The 18,231-nt window shown below is 35.4% G+C and carries 15 protein-coding genes; 11 read left to right on the forward strand and 4 right to left on the reverse strand.

The genetic code is table 11. The annotated features are described in order from the left end of the window. The first annotated feature begins 124 nt into the window (after positions 1 to 124). The 4 genes from Q1A60_RS09070 (at position 125) to Q1A60_RS09085 (ending at position 2,776) form a co-directional block, all read left to right on the forward strand. Positions 125 to 640 carry a porin family protein gene (locus Q1A60_RS09070; protein ID WP_299766026.1) on the forward strand — a complete coding sequence of 172 codons (516 nt, stop codon included), beginning with the start codon at positions 125 to 127 and terminating at the stop codon, positions 638 to 640. A 307-nt stretch (positions 641 to 947) separates the two neighbouring features. After that, entirely contained in the window at positions 948 to 1,463 is a 516-nt protein-coding gene (locus tag Q1A60_RS09075; protein ID WP_299766024.1) for a porin family protein, read from the forward strand. A gap of 156 nt (positions 1,464 to 1,619) precedes the next feature. After that, on the forward strand, positions 1,620 to 2,033 hold the full coding sequence (gene aroQ, locus Q1A60_RS09080) for a type II 3-dehydroquinate dehydratase (protein ID WP_299766022.1): 414 nt from the start codon (positions 1,620 to 1,622) through the stop codon (positions 2,031 to 2,033). Positions 2,034 to 2,038: 5 nt separating this feature from the next. Further along, a complete protein-coding gene (locus Q1A60_RS09085; protein WP_299766021.1) occupies positions 2,039 to 2,776 on the forward strand; it encodes a diphthine--ammonia ligase in 738 nt (245 codons plus the stop codon). 40 nt (positions 2,777 to 2,816) lie between these two features. Here Q1A60_RS09085 and Q1A60_RS09090 read toward each other — a convergent pair whose 3' ends face one another. Next, entirely contained in the window at positions 2,817 to 5,087 is a 2,271-nt protein-coding gene (locus Q1A60_RS09090; RefSeq protein ID WP_299766019.1) for a glycoside hydrolase family 3 C-terminal domain-containing protein, read from the reverse strand. A 67-nt stretch (positions 5,088 to 5,154) separates the two neighbouring features. On the opposite strand from Q1A60_RS09090, the gene Q1A60_RS09095 reads away from it, so the two are divergent. After that, a complete protein-coding gene (locus Q1A60_RS09095; RefSeq protein ID WP_299766018.1) occupies positions 5,155 to 5,865 on the forward strand; it encodes an NUDIX domain-containing protein in 711 nt (236 codons plus the stop codon). Between the two features lie 128 nt (positions 5,866 to 5,993). Here Q1A60_RS09095 and lpdA read toward each other — a convergent pair whose 3' ends face one another. From lpdA to msrB (Q1A60_RS09110), 3 genes are all read right to left on the reverse strand, one after another. Next, positions 5,994 to 7,370 (reverse strand): dihydrolipoyl dehydrogenase, encoded by a 1,377-nt coding sequence (gene lpdA / locus Q1A60_RS09100; RefSeq protein WP_299766016.1) that lies wholly within the window; start codon positions 7,368 to 7,370, stop codon positions 5,994 to 5,996. Between the two features lie 121 nt (positions 7,371 to 7,491). Next, positions 7,492 to 7,884, reverse strand: a complete 393-nt coding sequence (gene msrB / locus Q1A60_RS09105) for a peptide-methionine (R)-S-oxide reductase MsrB (RefSeq protein WP_299766014.1) — start codon at positions 7,882 to 7,884, stop codon at positions 7,492 to 7,494. A 98-nt stretch (positions 7,885 to 7,982) separates the two neighbouring features. Further along, positions 7,983 to 8,465 carry a peptide-methionine (R)-S-oxide reductase MsrB gene (gene msrB / locus Q1A60_RS09110; protein ID WP_299766012.1) on the reverse strand — a complete coding sequence of 161 codons (483 nt, stop codon included), beginning with the start codon at positions 8,463 to 8,465 and terminating at the stop codon, positions 7,983 to 7,985. A 260-nt stretch (positions 8,466 to 8,725) separates the two neighbouring features. Here msrB (Q1A60_RS09110) and Q1A60_RS09115 point away from each other — a divergent pair, with 260 nt between their 5' ends. From Q1A60_RS09115 to Q1A60_RS09140, 6 genes are all read left to right on the forward strand, one after another. Next, positions 8,726 to 10,135 (forward strand): glycogen synthase, encoded by a 1,410-nt coding sequence (locus Q1A60_RS09115; RefSeq protein WP_299766010.1) that lies wholly within the window; start codon positions 8,726 to 8,728, stop codon positions 10,133 to 10,135. 7 nt (positions 10,136 to 10,142) lie between these two features. Then, the gene (locus Q1A60_RS09120; RefSeq protein ID WP_299766008.1) at positions 10,143 to 11,411 is read left to right on the forward strand and encodes a glucose-1-phosphate adenylyltransferase; all 1,269 of its coding nucleotides are present in this window, start codon (positions 10,143 to 10,145) and stop codon (positions 11,409 to 11,411) included. Between the two features lie 2 nt (positions 11,412 to 11,413). Continuing rightward, positions 11,414 to 13,327 (forward strand): 1,4-alpha-glucan branching protein GlgB, encoded by a 1,914-nt coding sequence (gene glgB / locus Q1A60_RS09125; protein WP_299766006.1) that lies wholly within the window; start codon positions 11,414 to 11,416, stop codon positions 13,325 to 13,327. Between the two features lie 219 nt (positions 13,328 to 13,546). Beyond that, positions 13,547 to 15,961 (forward strand): glycoside hydrolase family 31 protein, encoded by a 2,415-nt coding sequence (locus tag Q1A60_RS09130; protein ID WP_299766004.1) that lies wholly within the window; start codon positions 13,547 to 13,549, stop codon positions 15,959 to 15,961. 26 nt (positions 15,962 to 15,987) lie between these two features. Continuing rightward, positions 15,988 to 16,815 carry a M48 family metallopeptidase gene (locus tag Q1A60_RS09135; protein WP_299766002.1) on the forward strand — a complete coding sequence of 276 codons (828 nt, stop codon included), beginning with the start codon at positions 15,988 to 15,990 and terminating at the stop codon, positions 16,813 to 16,815. Positions 16,816 to 16,882: 67 nt separating this feature from the next. Beyond that, positions 16,883 to 18,184: an MFS transporter gene (locus Q1A60_RS09140; RefSeq protein WP_299766000.1), complete on the forward strand. Its 1,302-nt coding sequence runs from the start codon at positions 16,883 to 16,885 to the stop codon at positions 18,182 to 18,184. Positions 18,185 to 18,231 lie beyond the last annotated feature (47 nt).

An 18,231-nucleotide genomic window follows, 5' to 3' on the forward strand; every position in this document is an offset into this window, starting at 1 on the left:
TTTAATTAATACAGTATTCAGTTTTTCTAGTTTTAAGAAAAGTTTACAAAATAAAAACCTGTTTATCTTGTAACAATTTGTAACTATGTATACTAATACTTAACAAAAACAATTAATTACAATTATGAGAAAAATTATTTTAGGGGCTGCGATTGCAGTATTAACCATTACCGGAATGAATGCTCAAGAAACTACATTTGGAGTAAAAGCAGGTTTTTCAAGCGCATCTGCCACACTTGAAGCAGGAGGACAAGATGTTTCTGCTAGCGAGAGTGGGTTTTTTGTAGGAGTTGTCGCAGATTTTACAGTTTCTGACCAATTTCATGTTACGCCAAGTGCTTTGTATACAAACATAGATGATACGGGCTTCTTACAAATACCTGTTTTAGGTAAATACTTAATAGGAGAAGGAGGGTTTAATGTACAAGCTGGACCACAATTTAACCTTATTCTAGAAGAAACTGCAGACGATTTCTCATCGTTATCTGTAGGATTAACAGGAGGTCTTGGGTATGACTTTACAGAAAAGTTTTTTGCAGAAGCTCATTATCACCTTCAGTTAACAAACAGTTTTACAGGAGATGGAGATATTACTGCTAGAACTGATTTTTTCAACGTTGGTGTTGGATATAGATTTTAATATACACAATAACTAAACTAGTTATTGATCATCCTAAGCGTCTATTTATATAGACGCTTTTTTATGCCTTGTGATGTAGGCTTTTTACGCTTTCGCGAAATAATATACTAGACCTGTTGAAGTCGCATATATTCTATGAAATGTGCATGACTGAAAATTTAGATGTAACAAATAGTTTTATTCGAATATACATTCTAAACCTTCAAATTTGAAGTAGATCATAGCATTTAGAAAATAATTATTAGTTTGTTGGGTAAGATTTTGTAATTATGTGAACTAGTACATAACAAAACAATTAATTACAATTATGAAAAAAATTATTTTAGGAGCTGCTATAGCAGTATTAACCATCACAGGAATGAATGCTCAAGAAACTACATTTGGAGTTAAAGCAGGTTTTTCAAGTGCCTCTGCAACCGTTGAAGCAGGAGGACAAGATATTTCTGCTAGCGAGAGCGGATTTTTTGTAGGAGTTGTCGCAGATTTTACAGTTTCTGACCAATTTCACGTTACGCCAAGTGCATTGTATACAAACATAGATGATACGGGCTTCTTACAAATTCCTGTTTTAGGAAAATACCTTATAGGAGAAGGAGGATTTAATATTCAGGCTGGTCCTCAGTTTAATCTTATTTTAGAAGAAACTGCAGACGACTTTTCATCGTTATCTGTAGGATTAACAGGAGGATTTGGATATGACTTTACAGAAAAGTTTTTTGCAGAAGCTCATTATCACCTTCAGTTAACAAATAGTTTTACAGGTGATGGAGATATTACAGCTAGAACTGATTTTTTCAACGTTGGTGTTGGATATAGATTTTAATATATACAATAACTAAACTAATTATTGATCATCCTAAGCGTCTATTTATTTAGACGCTTTTTTTATGCCTTGTAATGTAGTATTTTTACGTTTTCGAGAAACATCGTGACGTAGAAGTTTATGCTGAGCGAAGCCGAAGTACGAAAGTTAACACTTATGAAACTACGCATTATTAATGGTCCAAATCTGAATCTCTTAGGAAAGAGAGAACCTGAAATATATGGTGGGAAATCTTTTGAAGATTATTTTAAAGATTTACAACATAAATATCCAAGTATTGAATTTTCTTATATTCAATCAAATATAGAAGGGGAGTTGATTACTCATATTCAAGACTCTGATGATGTATATGACGGAATTATTTTGAATGCAGCTGCTTATACACATACTTCGGTTGGGATTGGCGATGCTGTAGCTGCGATAGGAACTCCTGTTATTGAAGTGCATATTTCTAACACATTTACAAGAGAAGAATTTAGACATCAATCCTATATTTCAAAATATGCAAAAGGTGTTGTCTTAGGATTCGGTCTACAGAGCTATGATCTAGCTATCCAAAGCTTTTTATAAGATATATGAACAAAACATATTTTAATTGGAGTAGTGGTAAAGATTCTAGTTTAGCATTATATAAAATCTTACAAAACGACCAGTACGCTATTTCAAAACTAGTGACAACCATAAACTCAGATTATAAACGTGTGTCCATGCATGGATTACGTATAGCACTTTTAGAACAACAAGCGCAAAGTATAGGACTACCATTACATACTATAGAATTTCCTGCAGCGGTTTCTATGGAAAGCTACTCAAATACCATGAAAAAAGAAGTAACCCAACTTCGTTCAGATGGTTATACACATGGTGTTTTTGGAGATATTTTTCTAGAAGATTTAAGAGCGTATAGAGATGAACAATTAGCAGAAGTAGGAATAGAAGGCGTATATCCTTTATGGAAAAAAGATACTAAAGCACTACTTAAAGAGTTTATTGATTTGGGGTTTAAAGCCATTACAGTATGTGTAAACGCTAAGCATTTGGATGAACATTTTTGTGGAAGAATCATAGACGAATCTTTTATAGAAGATTTACCTGATACTGTTGACGTATGTGGTGAAAATGGAGAGTTTCATACGTTTGTATATGACGGTCCTATATTTAAAAACCCAATCCCTTTTACCATAGGAGAGAAGGTACTAAGAGGCTATGATAAAGCAGATAATGATGATGATAATTGCTTTATTGATGAAGATGATCAGAAATCTTGGGATACAGCCTTTTGGTATTGTGATTTAATCGCTCATAAAACATGAAAGCCTCACATATGAGTGAGACTTTTTATAAATAATAGTATTATTCAACTTGAAATGTAGTCATTAATAAATCTTCTTTTTTCGATGAATTCCCTACATATACTTCATACTCCATATGTTCAATTTCCCAAGATTTAGTCTCTGGATTATACCAAGCTAAATCCTTAATAGGGATTTGTAACTCAACCCCTTTAGTTTCTTTAGGGAGTATACTTATTTTTTTAAAGTCTCTTAGTAACTTTACAGGACGATCTACTTTTGAATTTTTAAAACCAATATACATCTGGGCAACATCTTTAGAAGGTATAGTGCCTTCATTTCTGATTTGAACAGTAATACTAAGACTATCATCAATAGATAAAGAAGATTGTTTTACTTGTAAAGAATCATATTTGAATTGTGTATATGATAAACCATAGCCAAATGGATATGCAGTTTCAATATGAGCTTTGTCAAATAAGGTGTAACCATGATAGTAATCATATGTAATTTCCTTAGTGTAAGGAGTGAAATATGGATAGTCTTTAACATTCTTTGCAATGGAAAAAGGTAGTTTTCCACTAGGACTCACATCTCCATATAATATATTTGCTAATGCGCTTCCTCCTTCCATTCCAGAATACCAAGAAAACAAGATAGTAGGCACTTGATCTTCCCAAGAAGACATATCTATAGCGCTACCTCCTATATAAACAATAGCTAGTTGTTTGTTTACAGGTGCAATTGTTTTAATTAAATTTTCATCACTATGTAAAAGACGTAAGTCTACACGATCTCCTCCAAAAGAAGTATTATCAGTGGGTTTTCCATTTTCGGCAGCTTCTAGCATTTTATCACGACTAAATATAATATACTCTCCTTCATCTTCATGAGTAAAACCTACAATTAAGATAACTTCATCCGCCTCACTAGCAATTTGTTTAGCAGTTTCTATATCACTACCATCATTGAATATTACTTCATTACCAAGAGCTTCTTGATATTTCTTTATACCTTCATAAGGAGTTTCTACATACATAGGAGTAGCGTTACTACTCCCTCTATCTCCTGTGTTTTCTATATCAGCTATTCGTCCTATAACAGCTATTTTTTTTCCACGTTCCTTTTTAAATGGTAGTACATTTTCATTCTTTAGAAGAACCATACTTTCTTCGGCTACACTACGTGCTAAGTCAATGCTTGAAGCTTTCCCAATAACACTATGCGGGTACTTATCTTGATCGTTAACTAATGCATATTTGAGGCGTGTCGCTAACGATTCAATAACCAATTGATCAATTTGTTTTTCTGTAATTTCTCCGTTAGTAATAGCTGTTTCTATAACGTCAGAAGTGTAGGCTTGTTGAAATGGCATTTCTACATTGAGACCTGCCTGTATTCCTTTTACACCATCGTAAAGACCAAATACCCAATCGGTGGTTATAAAACCATCAAATTCCCATTCATTTTTAAGAATGTCAGTAAGCAAATATTTATTCTCTGCACAAAAATCCCCATTCACTGAATTATAAGCACTCATGATAGAAGCTGGTTTGCCTTCTTGTATAATTTTTTTCCAATGGGGTAGATAGACTTCACGTAATGTACGTTCATCTACTTTTACATCAACAATCCAGCGAGAGTTGTCGATACTATTTAAAACAAAATGCTTAGGACATGCCATAATATTATTCTTCTCTAACCCTTTAACAGCAGCAACACCAAATTCTCCCATAAGCCATGGATCTTCTCCATATGTTTCCTGAGCACGTCCCCAACCAGGGTGACGTAATATATTAATGCATGGAGTTGCACCATAATTTACCCGATTAGCACGCATTTCTGAAGAGATTACTTTATTGACTTCATATTCTAGCGCTGGATTCCAAGTAGCTCCACGCGCCATTCCTACAGGAAATGTTGTAACAGCATCTATCTCTTTATCTAATACTCTGGCACCTCTAGGGCCATCAGAAAGTACCCATGGCGGAATGCCCAAACGATCATTTTTTCCAACATAGACATGAGGAAATCGTTCTTTTAATACAGCATTTATAACAAACTTTGTCATACCACCTCCATAAGACTCTCCATACATTTGTTGAATTTTTTCCTCAAGTGTCATTTGAGAAACTAACTCCTTTGCAATCTCTTTTGTGTCAGATGAGGTTATTTTAGTTTTTAAATTAGTGTCAGTGATATACAGACTGTACATATCATAATTTGAATTCTTATAATATAGATATCCACTCACTATGCATAATAACAATAAGAAAATTCCCAAAAATTTTAGAATTCTCTTTATCCATTTTTTTAAATTAGATTTTGACATAATGTGGCTTTTTGCCACAAATATAAAATAAATGTGGCATATCGCCACAAATCAGTATTTTTACGGTATGAATTTAAAGACTTTTTTAGAAGAAGGAGAAGAACATTATTTGCCTAATATATCAGTAGATATAGTGATCTTAGGATATCAGGAAGGGATACTTAAAGTAATATTACAGCAATTAGATGATAAATGGTGTTTGCCAGGAGGATATATTAGAAAGGAAGAGTCTGTAAGTGATGCAGCGATTAGAGTATTAGAAGAACGTACAGGATTAAAACAATCATACTTGCAACTTTTTCAAGTTTTTGGAAGTCCTAATAGAAGTTTTTCAGATCAATTTAAAACGATTTTAGAGAAAAATGGATATACTTGGCATAAGGACTTATGGATTAATCAGCGGTTTATAACACTTGCTCATTATGCCTTAGTAGATATAGATAAAGTATTTCCAAATGGGGGATTATTTTCGCTAGACTATGGTTGGTTTCCTCTTGATAATTTGCCTACTATGCATATGGATCATGAAGCAATTGTGGTTGATTCAAAAGAACAACTTAAAAGAGATATTACGGTAGAGCATATTTCGTTTAAATTGTTACCAGAAACATTTACAATGCCAGAGTTGCAAAAATTACATGAAGCAATTTTGGATAAGAAATTAGAGCGAAGTCGTTTTCAAAAGAAAATGCTATCGATGGAAGTTTTTGAACGTTTACCTGAACCTAAAGAAAATGCGCCACGTCGTAAACCTTATGTATATAGATTTAAGGTATAATCTGTTATAAATGGAATGCTTCTATATACGCTTTCGCGAAAGCGTATACACTCAAAAAATCATACACTAAAAAAGGTCTACTAAATGTAGCAGACCTCTTATAGTATATATAGTATTTTATGATCGCCTTATAAATGAATTACTTCATCATACGCATCAGCGACAGCTTCCATCACCGCTTCACTCATTGTTGGGTGAGGGTGAATTGTTTTTAATACTTCATGCCCAGTAGTTTCTAACTTACGACCTAAAACAGCTTCAGCAATCATATCGGTTACACCAGCACCAATCATGTGACATCCAAGCCATTCTCCGTATTTTGCATCAAAAATTACTTTTACAAAACCATCTTTGGCTCCCGAAGCACTTGCTTTACCAGATGCAGAAAATGGGAACTTACCAACTTTGAGTTCATAACCCGCTTCTTTAGCTTGTTTTTCTGTCATTCCAACACTTGCAATTTCTGGAGTTGCATACGTACATCCAGGAATATTAGAATAATCGATAGCTTCTACATGCATACCTGCTATTTTCTCTACACAAGTAATCCCTTCGGCAGAAGCAACGTGTGCAAGCGCGGGGCCTTTAGTGACATCACCAATAGCGTAATATCCAGGCATATTAGTTTGGTACCAGTCATTTACAATGATCTTATCTCGATCTACAACAATACCAACATCTTCTAACCCTATATTTTCAATATTTGTTTTAATTCCAACAGCAGAAAGTACAATATCTGCTTCTAGTGTTTCTTCTCCTTTTTTAGTTTTAACTGTAGCTTTTACTCCGCTATCAGTTTTTTCAACTTTCTCAACAGAACTATTAGTCATTACTTTAATACCTGCTTTCTTCATAGAACGCTCAAATTGTTTTGAAACATCTACATCTTCTACAGGTACTACCGTAGGCATATATTCTACAATAGTCACTTCGGTTCCCATTGAGTTATAAAAACTAGCAAACTCTACACCGATAGCACCAGAACCTACAACAATCATTTTCTTAGGTTGCTCAGGTAATGTCATTGCTTCGCGGTATCCAATAACTGTTTTTCCGTCTTGAGGTAAACTAGGAAGTTCTCTAGAGCGAGCTCCAGTAGCAATGATGATATGATCAGCACTATAATCTTTACCGTCAACTTCTACTTTTTTTCCAGGTTTAATTTTTCCGTATCCTTCAATAACGTCAATTTTATTCTTTTTCATTAGGAATTGAACACCTTTGCTCATTCCTTCTGCAACACCACGACTACGTTTTACAACAGCAGCAAAATCTTTGTCGGCGTTTTCTACTTTAAGACCGTAATCTTCTGCATGTTTAAGGTATTCAAATACTTGAGCACTTTTAAGTAATGCTTTTGTTGGGATACACCCCCAATTTAAACATACACCTCCAAGGCTTTCTTTTTCTACAACTGCAGTTTTTAAACCCAGTTGAGAAGCTCTAATAGCTGTTACATATCCGCCAGGGCCACTCCCTAAAACGATAACATCATACTTGCTCATATTTAGATTTTTTATGGTCTATTTTATAGTGCGAAAATACATATTAAACACCATATCTTAAAACTAAAACCCTGAAGTGTTTCTTCAGGATTCTAATTGGTTGTTATATTTAAAAAGGAAATCATCCTTTAAAATTAATACTAGCAGAATTTACACAGTACCGTTGTCCAGTTTCTGTTGGACCATCATTAAATACGTGCCCTAAGTGAGAACCACAATTTGCACATACTATTTCAGTACGTATCATCCCATGCGTAGTATCTCTTATGTACTCTACAGTACCCTCTATAGAAGCATCAAAACTTGGCCATCCACATCCACTATCAAACTTATTTGTACTCTCAAATAGTTGCGTATTACAAGCCCCACAATTGTAAGCCCCATTTTCTGCGTGTAAGTTATACTCACCAGTAAACGGGCGCTCGGTTCCCTTTTTACGCAATATGGCATAACGTTCTGGACCTAATTCTTCTAGCCACTCTGCTTCGGTTTTTTCGATAGGGTATTTTTTCATAATCAATTTATTTCCTCACTTCGATTATGCTCAGCATAAACTCCAGCAGAAATCTTTTTAAATTAGTTCTAAACCACATTTGTATATGTAGTCTTTTCTTATTCTTCTCCTTCAGGTACAAAAACTAATGCATCTCCATTAATACAGTGACGCTTACCCGTTGTGTTTCTCGGTCCGTCGCCAAAGACATGTCCTAAATGACCTCCGCAATTGGCACAGTGTTCTTCTACTCTTGTATATCCTAATTTACGATCTGTAGAATAGGCGACATTCTCTCCGATAGGACGATCAAAACTAGGCCATCCAGTCCCGCTATCAAATTTATGCTTTCCCTCAAAGAGTGCAATACCACATCCAGCACATTTATACGTTCCGTTAGAATAGTTTTTATTTAATTTACTTGAAAAAGGTCGCTCCGTACCTTCTTGTCGTAATATATAGTATTGATCTGCTGTTAATTCAGCCTTCCATTCGGCATCTGTTTTTTGAACTGGAAATACTTCAGGCTCTTTTTCTTGTGCTTTTCCATTACAACTTATAAGTACCAATGTAAATAAAGCTATTGCAAATTGTCTTATCATGACTTTTTCTTTTTATGTAAAAATACGATTTATCATATTTTCTGTCGTTAAAACTATTCTAAAATGACATAATTAGATAAACTTTTATAAGGGTAAACTACAACGTTGTAAGTGTATTTAACTATTTGTAAAACAGTGTTTTATGTATTTGTTTTTGAATATTTATATTAAAAATTTAATGTAATTTTTACATATAAATAGGTGTAATACAAGAGATTTGTTTTAAATTAATAAACTTGTATACCTATTAACCACCGTTCATGAAGATTATACATATAAGTGCAGAGTGCTATCCTATAGCTAAAGTTGGGGGTCTTGCAGATGTTGTAGGCGCATTACCAAAATATCAAAATAGAATAGGGCATCATGCCACTGTTTTGATGCCGTACTATGAGACAGCTTATGTAGAAAAAGCAACCACTGTAGTTGATTTTTGCTATACCCTAGTGATGAATCAAAAAACCTATTTTGCAGAAGTACTTTCAGTACAGGACCCAGCATTAGGTTTTCCGTTATTTCTAATACGTATCGCTGACTTAACAGATCGAAAAGACGTATATGGTTATGAAGATGATGCGTTACGTTTTGTGGCTTTTCAACGGGTAGCATTACAATGGATTTTAAGTAAGGATACACTTCCTGAGGTGGTACATTGCCATGATCATCATACAGGACTTGTGCCATTTATGATGAGTCGATGTGAAGATTTTGCTACGCTTAAAAATATTCCGACGGTACTCTCGATACATAATGCACAATATCAAGGACAGTTTTCTCACGAAATGGAGAATATCTTGCCACGCTTTCGCGAAAGCGATATAGGATTACTTGACTGGGATAGCATGATTAATCCGCTGGCTGCAGCTATTAAATGTGCATGGCGCGTAAATACAGTTTCTCCTTCTTATATGGAAGAATTGAAACAGAAAGCCAACGGACTAGAATGGTTATTGAATCATGAACGTGCGAAATGTGTAGGGATCTTAAATGGTATAGATGCCGAAACATGGGATCCTGCAACAGATACTTATCTACATAAAAACTATACCATACGGACCAGACAATCTGGACGTAAAGTCAATAAAGAGGCATTGTGTGATGAGTTTGGCTTGGATGCGAGCAAGCCGCTATTTGGTTTTATAGGCCGCTTGGTGTGGGAAAAAGGCGCCGATATCTTACCAACAATTATAGACAAAGCATTACAAGAGTATGATGTGAATATTATATTATTAGGTTCAGGTTCGCCAGAAGTAGAATCTCAATTGGCCGATTTAGCCATAAAATACAAGGGCCGTTATAATGCCTATATAGGTTATGAAGAACGGATGTCTCATCAGGTATATGCAGGAGCAGACTTTTTATTAATGCCGAGTCGCGTAGAACCTTGCGGACTCAACCAAATGTATTCGTTACGTTATGGGTGTATGCCTATTGTAAGACGTACAGGTGGACTTAAAGATACAGTCATTGATTTAGGAGAAGAAGGTGGATTTGGGATTTGTCATGATCATACTTCAGTAGAAGATGTTGTATATAGTATAGGAAGAGCGGTAACGCATTTTAAAAACCAAAAGAAGTTTAAAGAAATACAAAAGACAATGATGCATTTAGAACACAGTTGGGAAAACTCAGCTCAAATGTATGTATCTTTATATAATCAGTTAAAATAGAATAGAAATGAATAAAAAGGTATTAGCAATTATTTTAGGGGGAGGACAAGGATCAAGATTATACCCACTTACAAAAATGCGATCAAAACCAGCAGTGCCTATCGCTGGAAAATATCGTTTGGTAGATATTCCTATATCTAATTGTATCAATTCTAATATCAAACGTATGTTTGTTTTAACCCAGTTTAATTCTGCTTCCTTAAACAAGCATATCAAGCATACCTATCAATTTAGCTATTTTTCAAATGCCTTTGTAGATATCTTAGCAGCAGAGCAAACACCCGAAAATAAAGGCTGGTTTCAAGGTACCGCAGATGCCGTTCGTCAAAGCATGCATCACTTTAAAGGTTATGAGTCTGATTATATTCTCATTCTTTCTGGAGATCAATTATACCAAATGGACTTCAATAAAATGTTAGAAGCTCACATAGAAGCAGATGCTAAAATTAGTATAGCATCCCTTCCTGTAAATGCTAAAGACGCTACATCCTTTGGGATTTTAAAAACAAATGAAGATCAAACCATAGGTTCTTTTATAGAAAAACCAGATACATCATTATTACCAGAATGGAAGTCACCAGTTTCTTCAGCTATGAAGAAGCAAGGAAAACATTACTTAGCTTCTATGGGGATTTATATCTTTAATAAAGACCTGTTAGTAGACTTATTAGAAGGTACAGATACTATGGATTTTGGGAAAGAAATTATACCACAATCTATCAACGATCATAAAGTATTAAGTTATGCTTATGAAGGCTATTGGACAGATATAGGAAATATAGATTCGTTCTTTGAAGCCAATATTGATCTTACAGCAGATATTCCTAAATTTAATTTATTTAATAGAGATCAAAGTGTTTTAACACGCCCTCGTGTATTACCTCCCACAAAAATATCAGGAACGACTCTCGAAAAATCAATTATAGCAGAAGGAAGTATCATTCATGGAAGTCGTATTGCAAATTCTGTTATAGGAATTCGTTCAAGGGTAGGAAAAGGTACCGTGATTGAAAACTCCTATGTCATGGGAAGTAATCGCTTTTTAGATCTAGAAGAAATTGACGCCGCACGCGCAAAAGGGACACCTCATGAAGGAATAGGAGATCGTTGTTTTATCACCAATTGTATTATTGATAAAAATGTAAAAATTGGGGATGATGTTCGTATTACTGGTGGAAAGCATTTAGAGGATGTTGAGACAGATACCTATGTAGTAAGAGATGGTATTGTGGTTGTTAAAAACGGAGCCTTGATTCCTTCGGGAACGATTATTTAAGTATGAGTAATGTACAAACCTACAGTCTGTTTACAGACTTTGATATTTCACTTTTTAAGGCTGGAAAACACTTTCGTTTACACGAAAAAATGGGTTCGCATATCTGCACGGTAAATGGTGTAGAAGGTACCTATTTTGCAGTTTGGGCACCTAGTGCCAATCAAGTATCGGTCATTGGAGATTTCAATCATTGGCAAGATGGCGCACATCTGTTACAAGTACGATGGGATGCAAGTGGTATCTGGGAAGGCTTTATTCCTAATGTAGGTCATAGTGATGCCTATAAATACAAGATTCATTCTAATCATAACGGGATTGTTACTGAAAAAGCAGATCCTTTTGCAAGACGTGCTGAGCATCCACCTAAAACAGCTTCGATTGTTTATAGTACTGACCATGTTTGGAAAGATACAGACTGGATGCAAAAGCGTCACAAGCATAATAGCTTAAATGCCCCTTTCTCTGTATATGAACTACATATAGGTTCGTGGAAACGAAAAGCCGAAGAAAACAATCGAAGTCTAAGCTATTCAGAACTGGCAACAGAGTTAGTAGCTTATGTAAAAGAAATGAACTTTACCCATGTAGAATTCATGCCTATTATGGAATATCCCTATGATCCAAGTTGGGGCTACCAACTCACAGGGTATTTTGCACCTACGTCTCGTTTTGGATATCCAGAAGAACTCATGACACTCATAGATGCATTTCATCAAAACGACATTGGTGTCATTCTAGATTGGGTGCCGTCCCATTTTCCAGAAGATGCACACGGACTAGGAAACTTTGACGGTACTGCCTGTTATGAACATCCAGATCGTCGTAAAGGCTATCATCCCGATTGGAAATCCTTGATATTTAATTATGAACGTAATGAAGTGCGTTCCTTTTTAATTAGCAATGCGTTATTCTGGTTAGATCAATATCACATAGATGGCTTACGTGTAGATGCGGTGGCCTCTATGCTATATCTAGATTATAGTCGAGAAGAAGGAGAGTGGGAACCTAATGAGCAGGGAGGAAGAGAAAACCTAGCTGTGATTAGTTTTCTAAAAGAACTCAATCAAGAAGTATATGCCAGCTTCCCAGATGTACAAACCATCGCCGAAGAATCTACAAGCTTTCCAATGGTAAGTAAACCTGTATTTGTAGGCGGATTAGGTTTTGGTATGAAATGGATGATGGGCTGGATGCATGATACACTCTCTTATTTTAAAAGAGATACCTTATACAGAAACCATCATCATAATGAGATTAGTTTTAGTATGACCTATGGGTTTACAGAAAATTTCATGCTTCCTTTATCACATGATGAGGTGGTGTATGGGAAACAATCTATACTAGGACGTATGCCTGGTGATGAGTGGCAGCGTTTTGCAAATCTTAGATTATTATATACCTATATGTATACCCACCCTGGAGGGAAATTGCTGTTTATGGGAAGCGAATTTGGACAAGGGTCTGAATGGAATTTTCAAGAACAATTAGATTGGTATGTCTTACAATATGATATCCATAAAGGTGTACAGAAAACAGTGGCAGATTTGAATCATTTATATAGAACAGTGCCCTCATTATATGAAAAACAGTTTGAGGCAGATGGTTTTGAATGGGTCGCCCATGACGATAGTGAAAATGCAGTGTTAAGCTATATTCGTAAAGGGAATAATGCTGATACGTTGGTGATAGGAGTATTTAATATGACGCCTGTACCACGTACAACATATCGTATTGGAGTGCCCCAAAAAGGAACCTTACGAGAACTATTTAATAGTGATGCCTCTATATATGGAGGAACAGGAGATTATCATAATAAAAATCTCAAGGTTTCAAAAACTTCATGGAACGGTAAATCCCATTCCGCAGAAATTGTGGTGCCACCGCTTGGAGGAATTGTATTGGAATTAAAATCATAAAAATAGTGTGAATAATACGTAGTACGCTTTAACGCTACGCTCTCCCTTTTGGTCGTGAATCTCGCAAGCTCGATTTCGCGAAAGCGTATAAAATACCTTCAAAAACAAGATAGCGACCTTATAATAACACTACGAAAACGTTAGCGTTAATAACTTATTGCGATTAATTTTCTTCTTTTAAATAGATAGTGTTTATTTGAATTATAAAATAAAGATCCTATGATCATTAATACAGAATTACAACAAAAAGGGAATCAATTTCCTAATCAAATTATAGATTTTAATAAGGAAGTAGATACCTTATATTTTAAAACTGAAAACCTTGTTATTTTACAATTGACAGTATTAAGAGATAGTGTAATCAGATTTCGGTATGCAACAGAAGGTGCTTTTGAAAATGATTTCTCATATGCTATAGATGAAGGGGCCAATAGAGGCTACAATCATCTGGAAGTGACAAGTGATGATCTCAACTATATTGTTACCACATCAAAACTTGTTGTTCATATAGAAAAACTAAGTCTTCAAGCAAAAATCTATGATTTAGATGGGTTTTTAATCAATGAAGACGAACTTGGTTTTCATTATGAAGAAAGCTTTGAATACGGAGGGAACATCGTTAAGATGAGTAAAAAAGCACAACATGCAGAAAGTTATTATGGATTAGGTGATAAACCAATGCATATGAACTTACGAGGAAAGCGTGTGCAAAATTGGGCTACCGATCAATATGCTTTTGGAAAAGATCAAGATCCTATTTATAAGAGTGTTCCTTTTTACATTGGATTGAATAAAAAGAAAGCTTACGGTATTTTCTTTGATAATACGTTTAGAACCTTTTTTGATTTCTGTCATGAACGTATGGATGTGACGAGTTTTTGGGCACAAGGAGGCGAGATGAATTATTATTTCATTTACGGACCTAGTATGCCCGATGTAGTAAAAAGTTATACCAATCTTACTGGCGTTCCAGAATTGCCACCTTTATGGGCATTGGGATACCAGCAATGTAAGTGGAGTTATTATCCAGAAAGTAATGTAAAAGAAATAGCAGCAAAGTTCAGAGAACTTCAAATTCCTTGTGACGGGATTTATCTGGATATTGATTATATGGATGGCTTTCGATGCTTTACGTGGAATAAGGAGTATTTTCCTGATCCAAAACGCATGGTGAAAGAACTCGCTGATGATGGATTTAAGACCATTGTGATTATAGATCCAGGAATTAAAATAGATAAAGACTATAGCATATACAATGAAGGCGTTGAGAATGATTATTTCTGTAAACGTGCTGATGGTCCGTATATGAAAGGAAAAGTATGGCCAGGCGAATGTAATTTTCCTGATTATACAAACCCTAAAGTGCGCACCTGGTGGGCAGGTCTCTTTAAAGAGCTGATAGGAGATATAGGTGTCAAAGGGGTTTGGAATGATATGAATGAACCTGCAGTGATGGAAGTGCCAGGAAAAACATTTCCCCCTGATGTACGCCATGATTATGATGGCAATCCATGTAGTCACCGTAAAGCACATAACATTTATGGAACTCAGATGGCACGTGCCACTTATGAAGGTGTAAAGAAATTTGCCTATCCTAAACGTCCATTTGTAATTACACGTTCAGCATATAGTGGGGCACAACGTTATACATCGTCTTGGACAGGAGATAATATCGCAAGTTGGGAACACTTATGGGTAGCCAATATCCAAGTGCAACGTATGTGTATTTCTGGGATGTCTTTTACAGGAACTGATATAGGTGGATTTGCAGAACAACCTACAGGAGAGTTATATGCACGATGGATTCAATTAGGTGTTTTTCATCCTTTTTGCAGAACACATTCTTCTGGACATCATGGAGATCAAGAACCTTGGGCATTTGATCCAGGTGTGACCGATATCGCACGTAAATTTATCAACTTACGCTATAGACTATTGCCTTACTTGTATACGATGTTTTATGAGTATACTCAAAATGGGACGCCATTATTAAAACCACTTGTGTACTTTGATCAGGATGATCCGCAAACACATTATAGAACCGATGAGTTTGTGTTTGGACACCAAATTTTAGTTTGCCCTGTATTAGAACCTAATGCTAAGGGAAGACGTATGTACATTCCAAGAGGTACTTGGTATAACTATTGGAGTAAACTTCCAGTAGAAGGAGGGAAAGAGCAATGGGTAGATGCAGATGTAGATAGCATGCCTTTATTTGTGAAAGCAGGTGCTATTATTCCTAAATATCCAATACAGCAATATGTTGGTGAGAAAAAACTAGAACAAATTGAATTAGAGGTGTATTATGCGTTAGGGAAAAATCAATCGAATGTATATGAAGATGCACAAGATGGATATGATTATACAAAAGAGCGTTATAGTTTTAGAACCTTTAAAATGTCAGGACGCGAGAGTGACTGGATTATACAACAACACAAACGCGGAACCTATATTACACCCTACGATACGTATAGAATTCATCTAATTGGATTGCCATTTAAAATAAAAGATATTGAATTGGATAATACACAAGTATCGCTTGAAAGTGTACAATACGACGATAAAACGTGTTCTTTGATCGTACCTAAAGATTTTACAGAGCTTCATATCTCAGGGATTGCAGATAATTTGTAACTTTATCGTACTTAAAATCAATGACCATGAAGACAAAACGATTATTCACCTTAGTATTAACTGTTGTCCTAGTATGTGCTTGTAAAACAAGCCCTTTTACAGGAAAGAAAACCTTAAATTTTGTAAGTAACGATCAGTTGTTTCCAATGGCTTTTCAGCAATATGATCAATTTCTGTCTGAAAATAATGTAATTACTGGAACGGCCGATGCCAATATGGTAAGAAGTGTTGGAGAGAAAATAGCTGTTGCAGCAGAACGATACCTTACTTCATTAGGAGAACCAGGCTACTTAAAGGATTATCGATGGGAGTATAATTTAGTACAAGATGATGCGGTAAATGCTTGGTGTATGCCAGGTGGTAAAATTGTAGTGTATACAGGTATTTTACCCATTACCCAAACAGAAACAGGACTGGCTATGGTAATGGGACATGAGTTAGCACATGCACTAGCAGACCATGGAGCGCAACGTATGAGTGCTGCACAATTACAACAAATTGGAGCTGTTGGTGTCGCTGTAGGAACTGGTGTCGCTGGACAAAGTCAAGAGCAGCAAGCATCATGGATGCAAGCGTATGGTCTTGCATCACAATTAGGAGGAATGTTACCTTTTAGCCGTTCTCACGAAACACAAGCAGATGAGATTGGAATTGTGATTGCTGCCATTGCAGGATATGATCCTTATGAAGCTGCAAATTTATGGAAACGTATGAAAGCAGCAAGTGGAGGACAAGCACCGCCACAAATACTAAGTACACACCCTTCTAATGATTCTAGAATTGCAAACCTAACTGCAAAAGCACCCTTTGCTGTAAAAGAGGCAGCAAAGTTTGGCGTGACTTCGTTTAAATAAATAAAATTTATCATAATATTATTCATAAGAAAGCTACACAATCGTGTAGCTTTCTTATTTTAGTAGGATGAAGACACAGTTACAGAAAGGAGACAAAAAACTTTTAAATGCTTGGGCATTTTATGATTGGGCAAATTCAGTTTATAGTCTAGTGATCGCATCGGCTATCTTCCCTATTTTTTATGATGCTATATTCTCTGTTAAAGGACAGGAAACTGTAGCCGTTTTTGGAAAAGATTGGAAAAGTAGTTCCCTCATTTTTGGAACGACGGCGGTAGCTTTCTCAATAGTAGCTATTATATCGCCCTTACTTTCTGGAGTGGCTGATTTTTTAGGGAATAAGAAATTCTTTTTGAAATTCTTTTGTTATTTAGGCGCTTTTAGTACGATTGGATTATACTTTTTTTATGTAGATCATATTTTTCTTGGGCTTACATTGTATCTGTTGGCATTGATAGGTTTCTGGGGAAGTCTTGTGTTTTATAATTCATACTTACCAGATATTGCGCATGTAGACCAGCATGATAGTATTAGTGCCAAAGGTTTTTCTTTAGGGTATATAGGAAGTGTCATACTTCTTATAATATGTCTTGCTATGGTAATGAGTAAAGAAGAAACAGCAGATCAAATTGAAATGATGCGATTTTCGTTTGTGCTTACAGGGATTTGGTGGATTGTCTTTAGTCAGTATACCTATACCTATTTACCTAAAGGAAATAAGAGTGATGGCGCACTATCAAAAGATATATTTTATCAGGGTTTTAGAGAATTGAAAGCGATATGGAAAGAAATGCAACATAAACCTCGTTTAAAAAAATATCTTATTTCTTTCTTTGTCTATAGTATGGGGGTACAAACGGTGATGCTTGCAGCTTCCTATTTTGGAGCAGAAGAATTAGATTGGGGAACTACAGATAAAACACTAGGGCTTATTATTAGTATTTTACTCATTCAATTAGTAGCCGTATTAGGCGCATTTTTAACCTCAAAATTATCTGCACGGATAGGAAACGTCAAAGCATTGATTGTGATTAATATTATTTGGATTGCCATATGTGCTTGGGCATTCTTTGTCTACACACCTATACAATTTTATGTGACAGCGGGTGTTGTTGGATTGGTCATGGGTGGTGTACAAGCACTTTCAAGATCTACCTATGCTAAATTTCTGCCAGTAACAGATGATACGACTTCTTATTTTAGTTTTTATGACGTATCAGAAAAAATAGGAATTGTCTTTGGAATGCTTATGTTTTTAGCAATGCAAGAACTTACAGGAAGTATGCGCTATTCTATTATCTTTTTAATTGTATTCTTTGGCGTGGGTGTATTATTATTAAAACGAGTCCCTAAGGAAGAAAAAAAGTAATGTTTTTTCAGTGTACGCTTTCGCGAAAGCGTATACAAAGAATCACC

It is taken from the genome of uncultured Dokdonia sp. (assembly GCF_947492535.1).
Classification (GTDB): Bacteria; Bacteroidota; Bacteroidia; order Flavobacteriales; family Flavobacteriaceae; genus Dokdonia.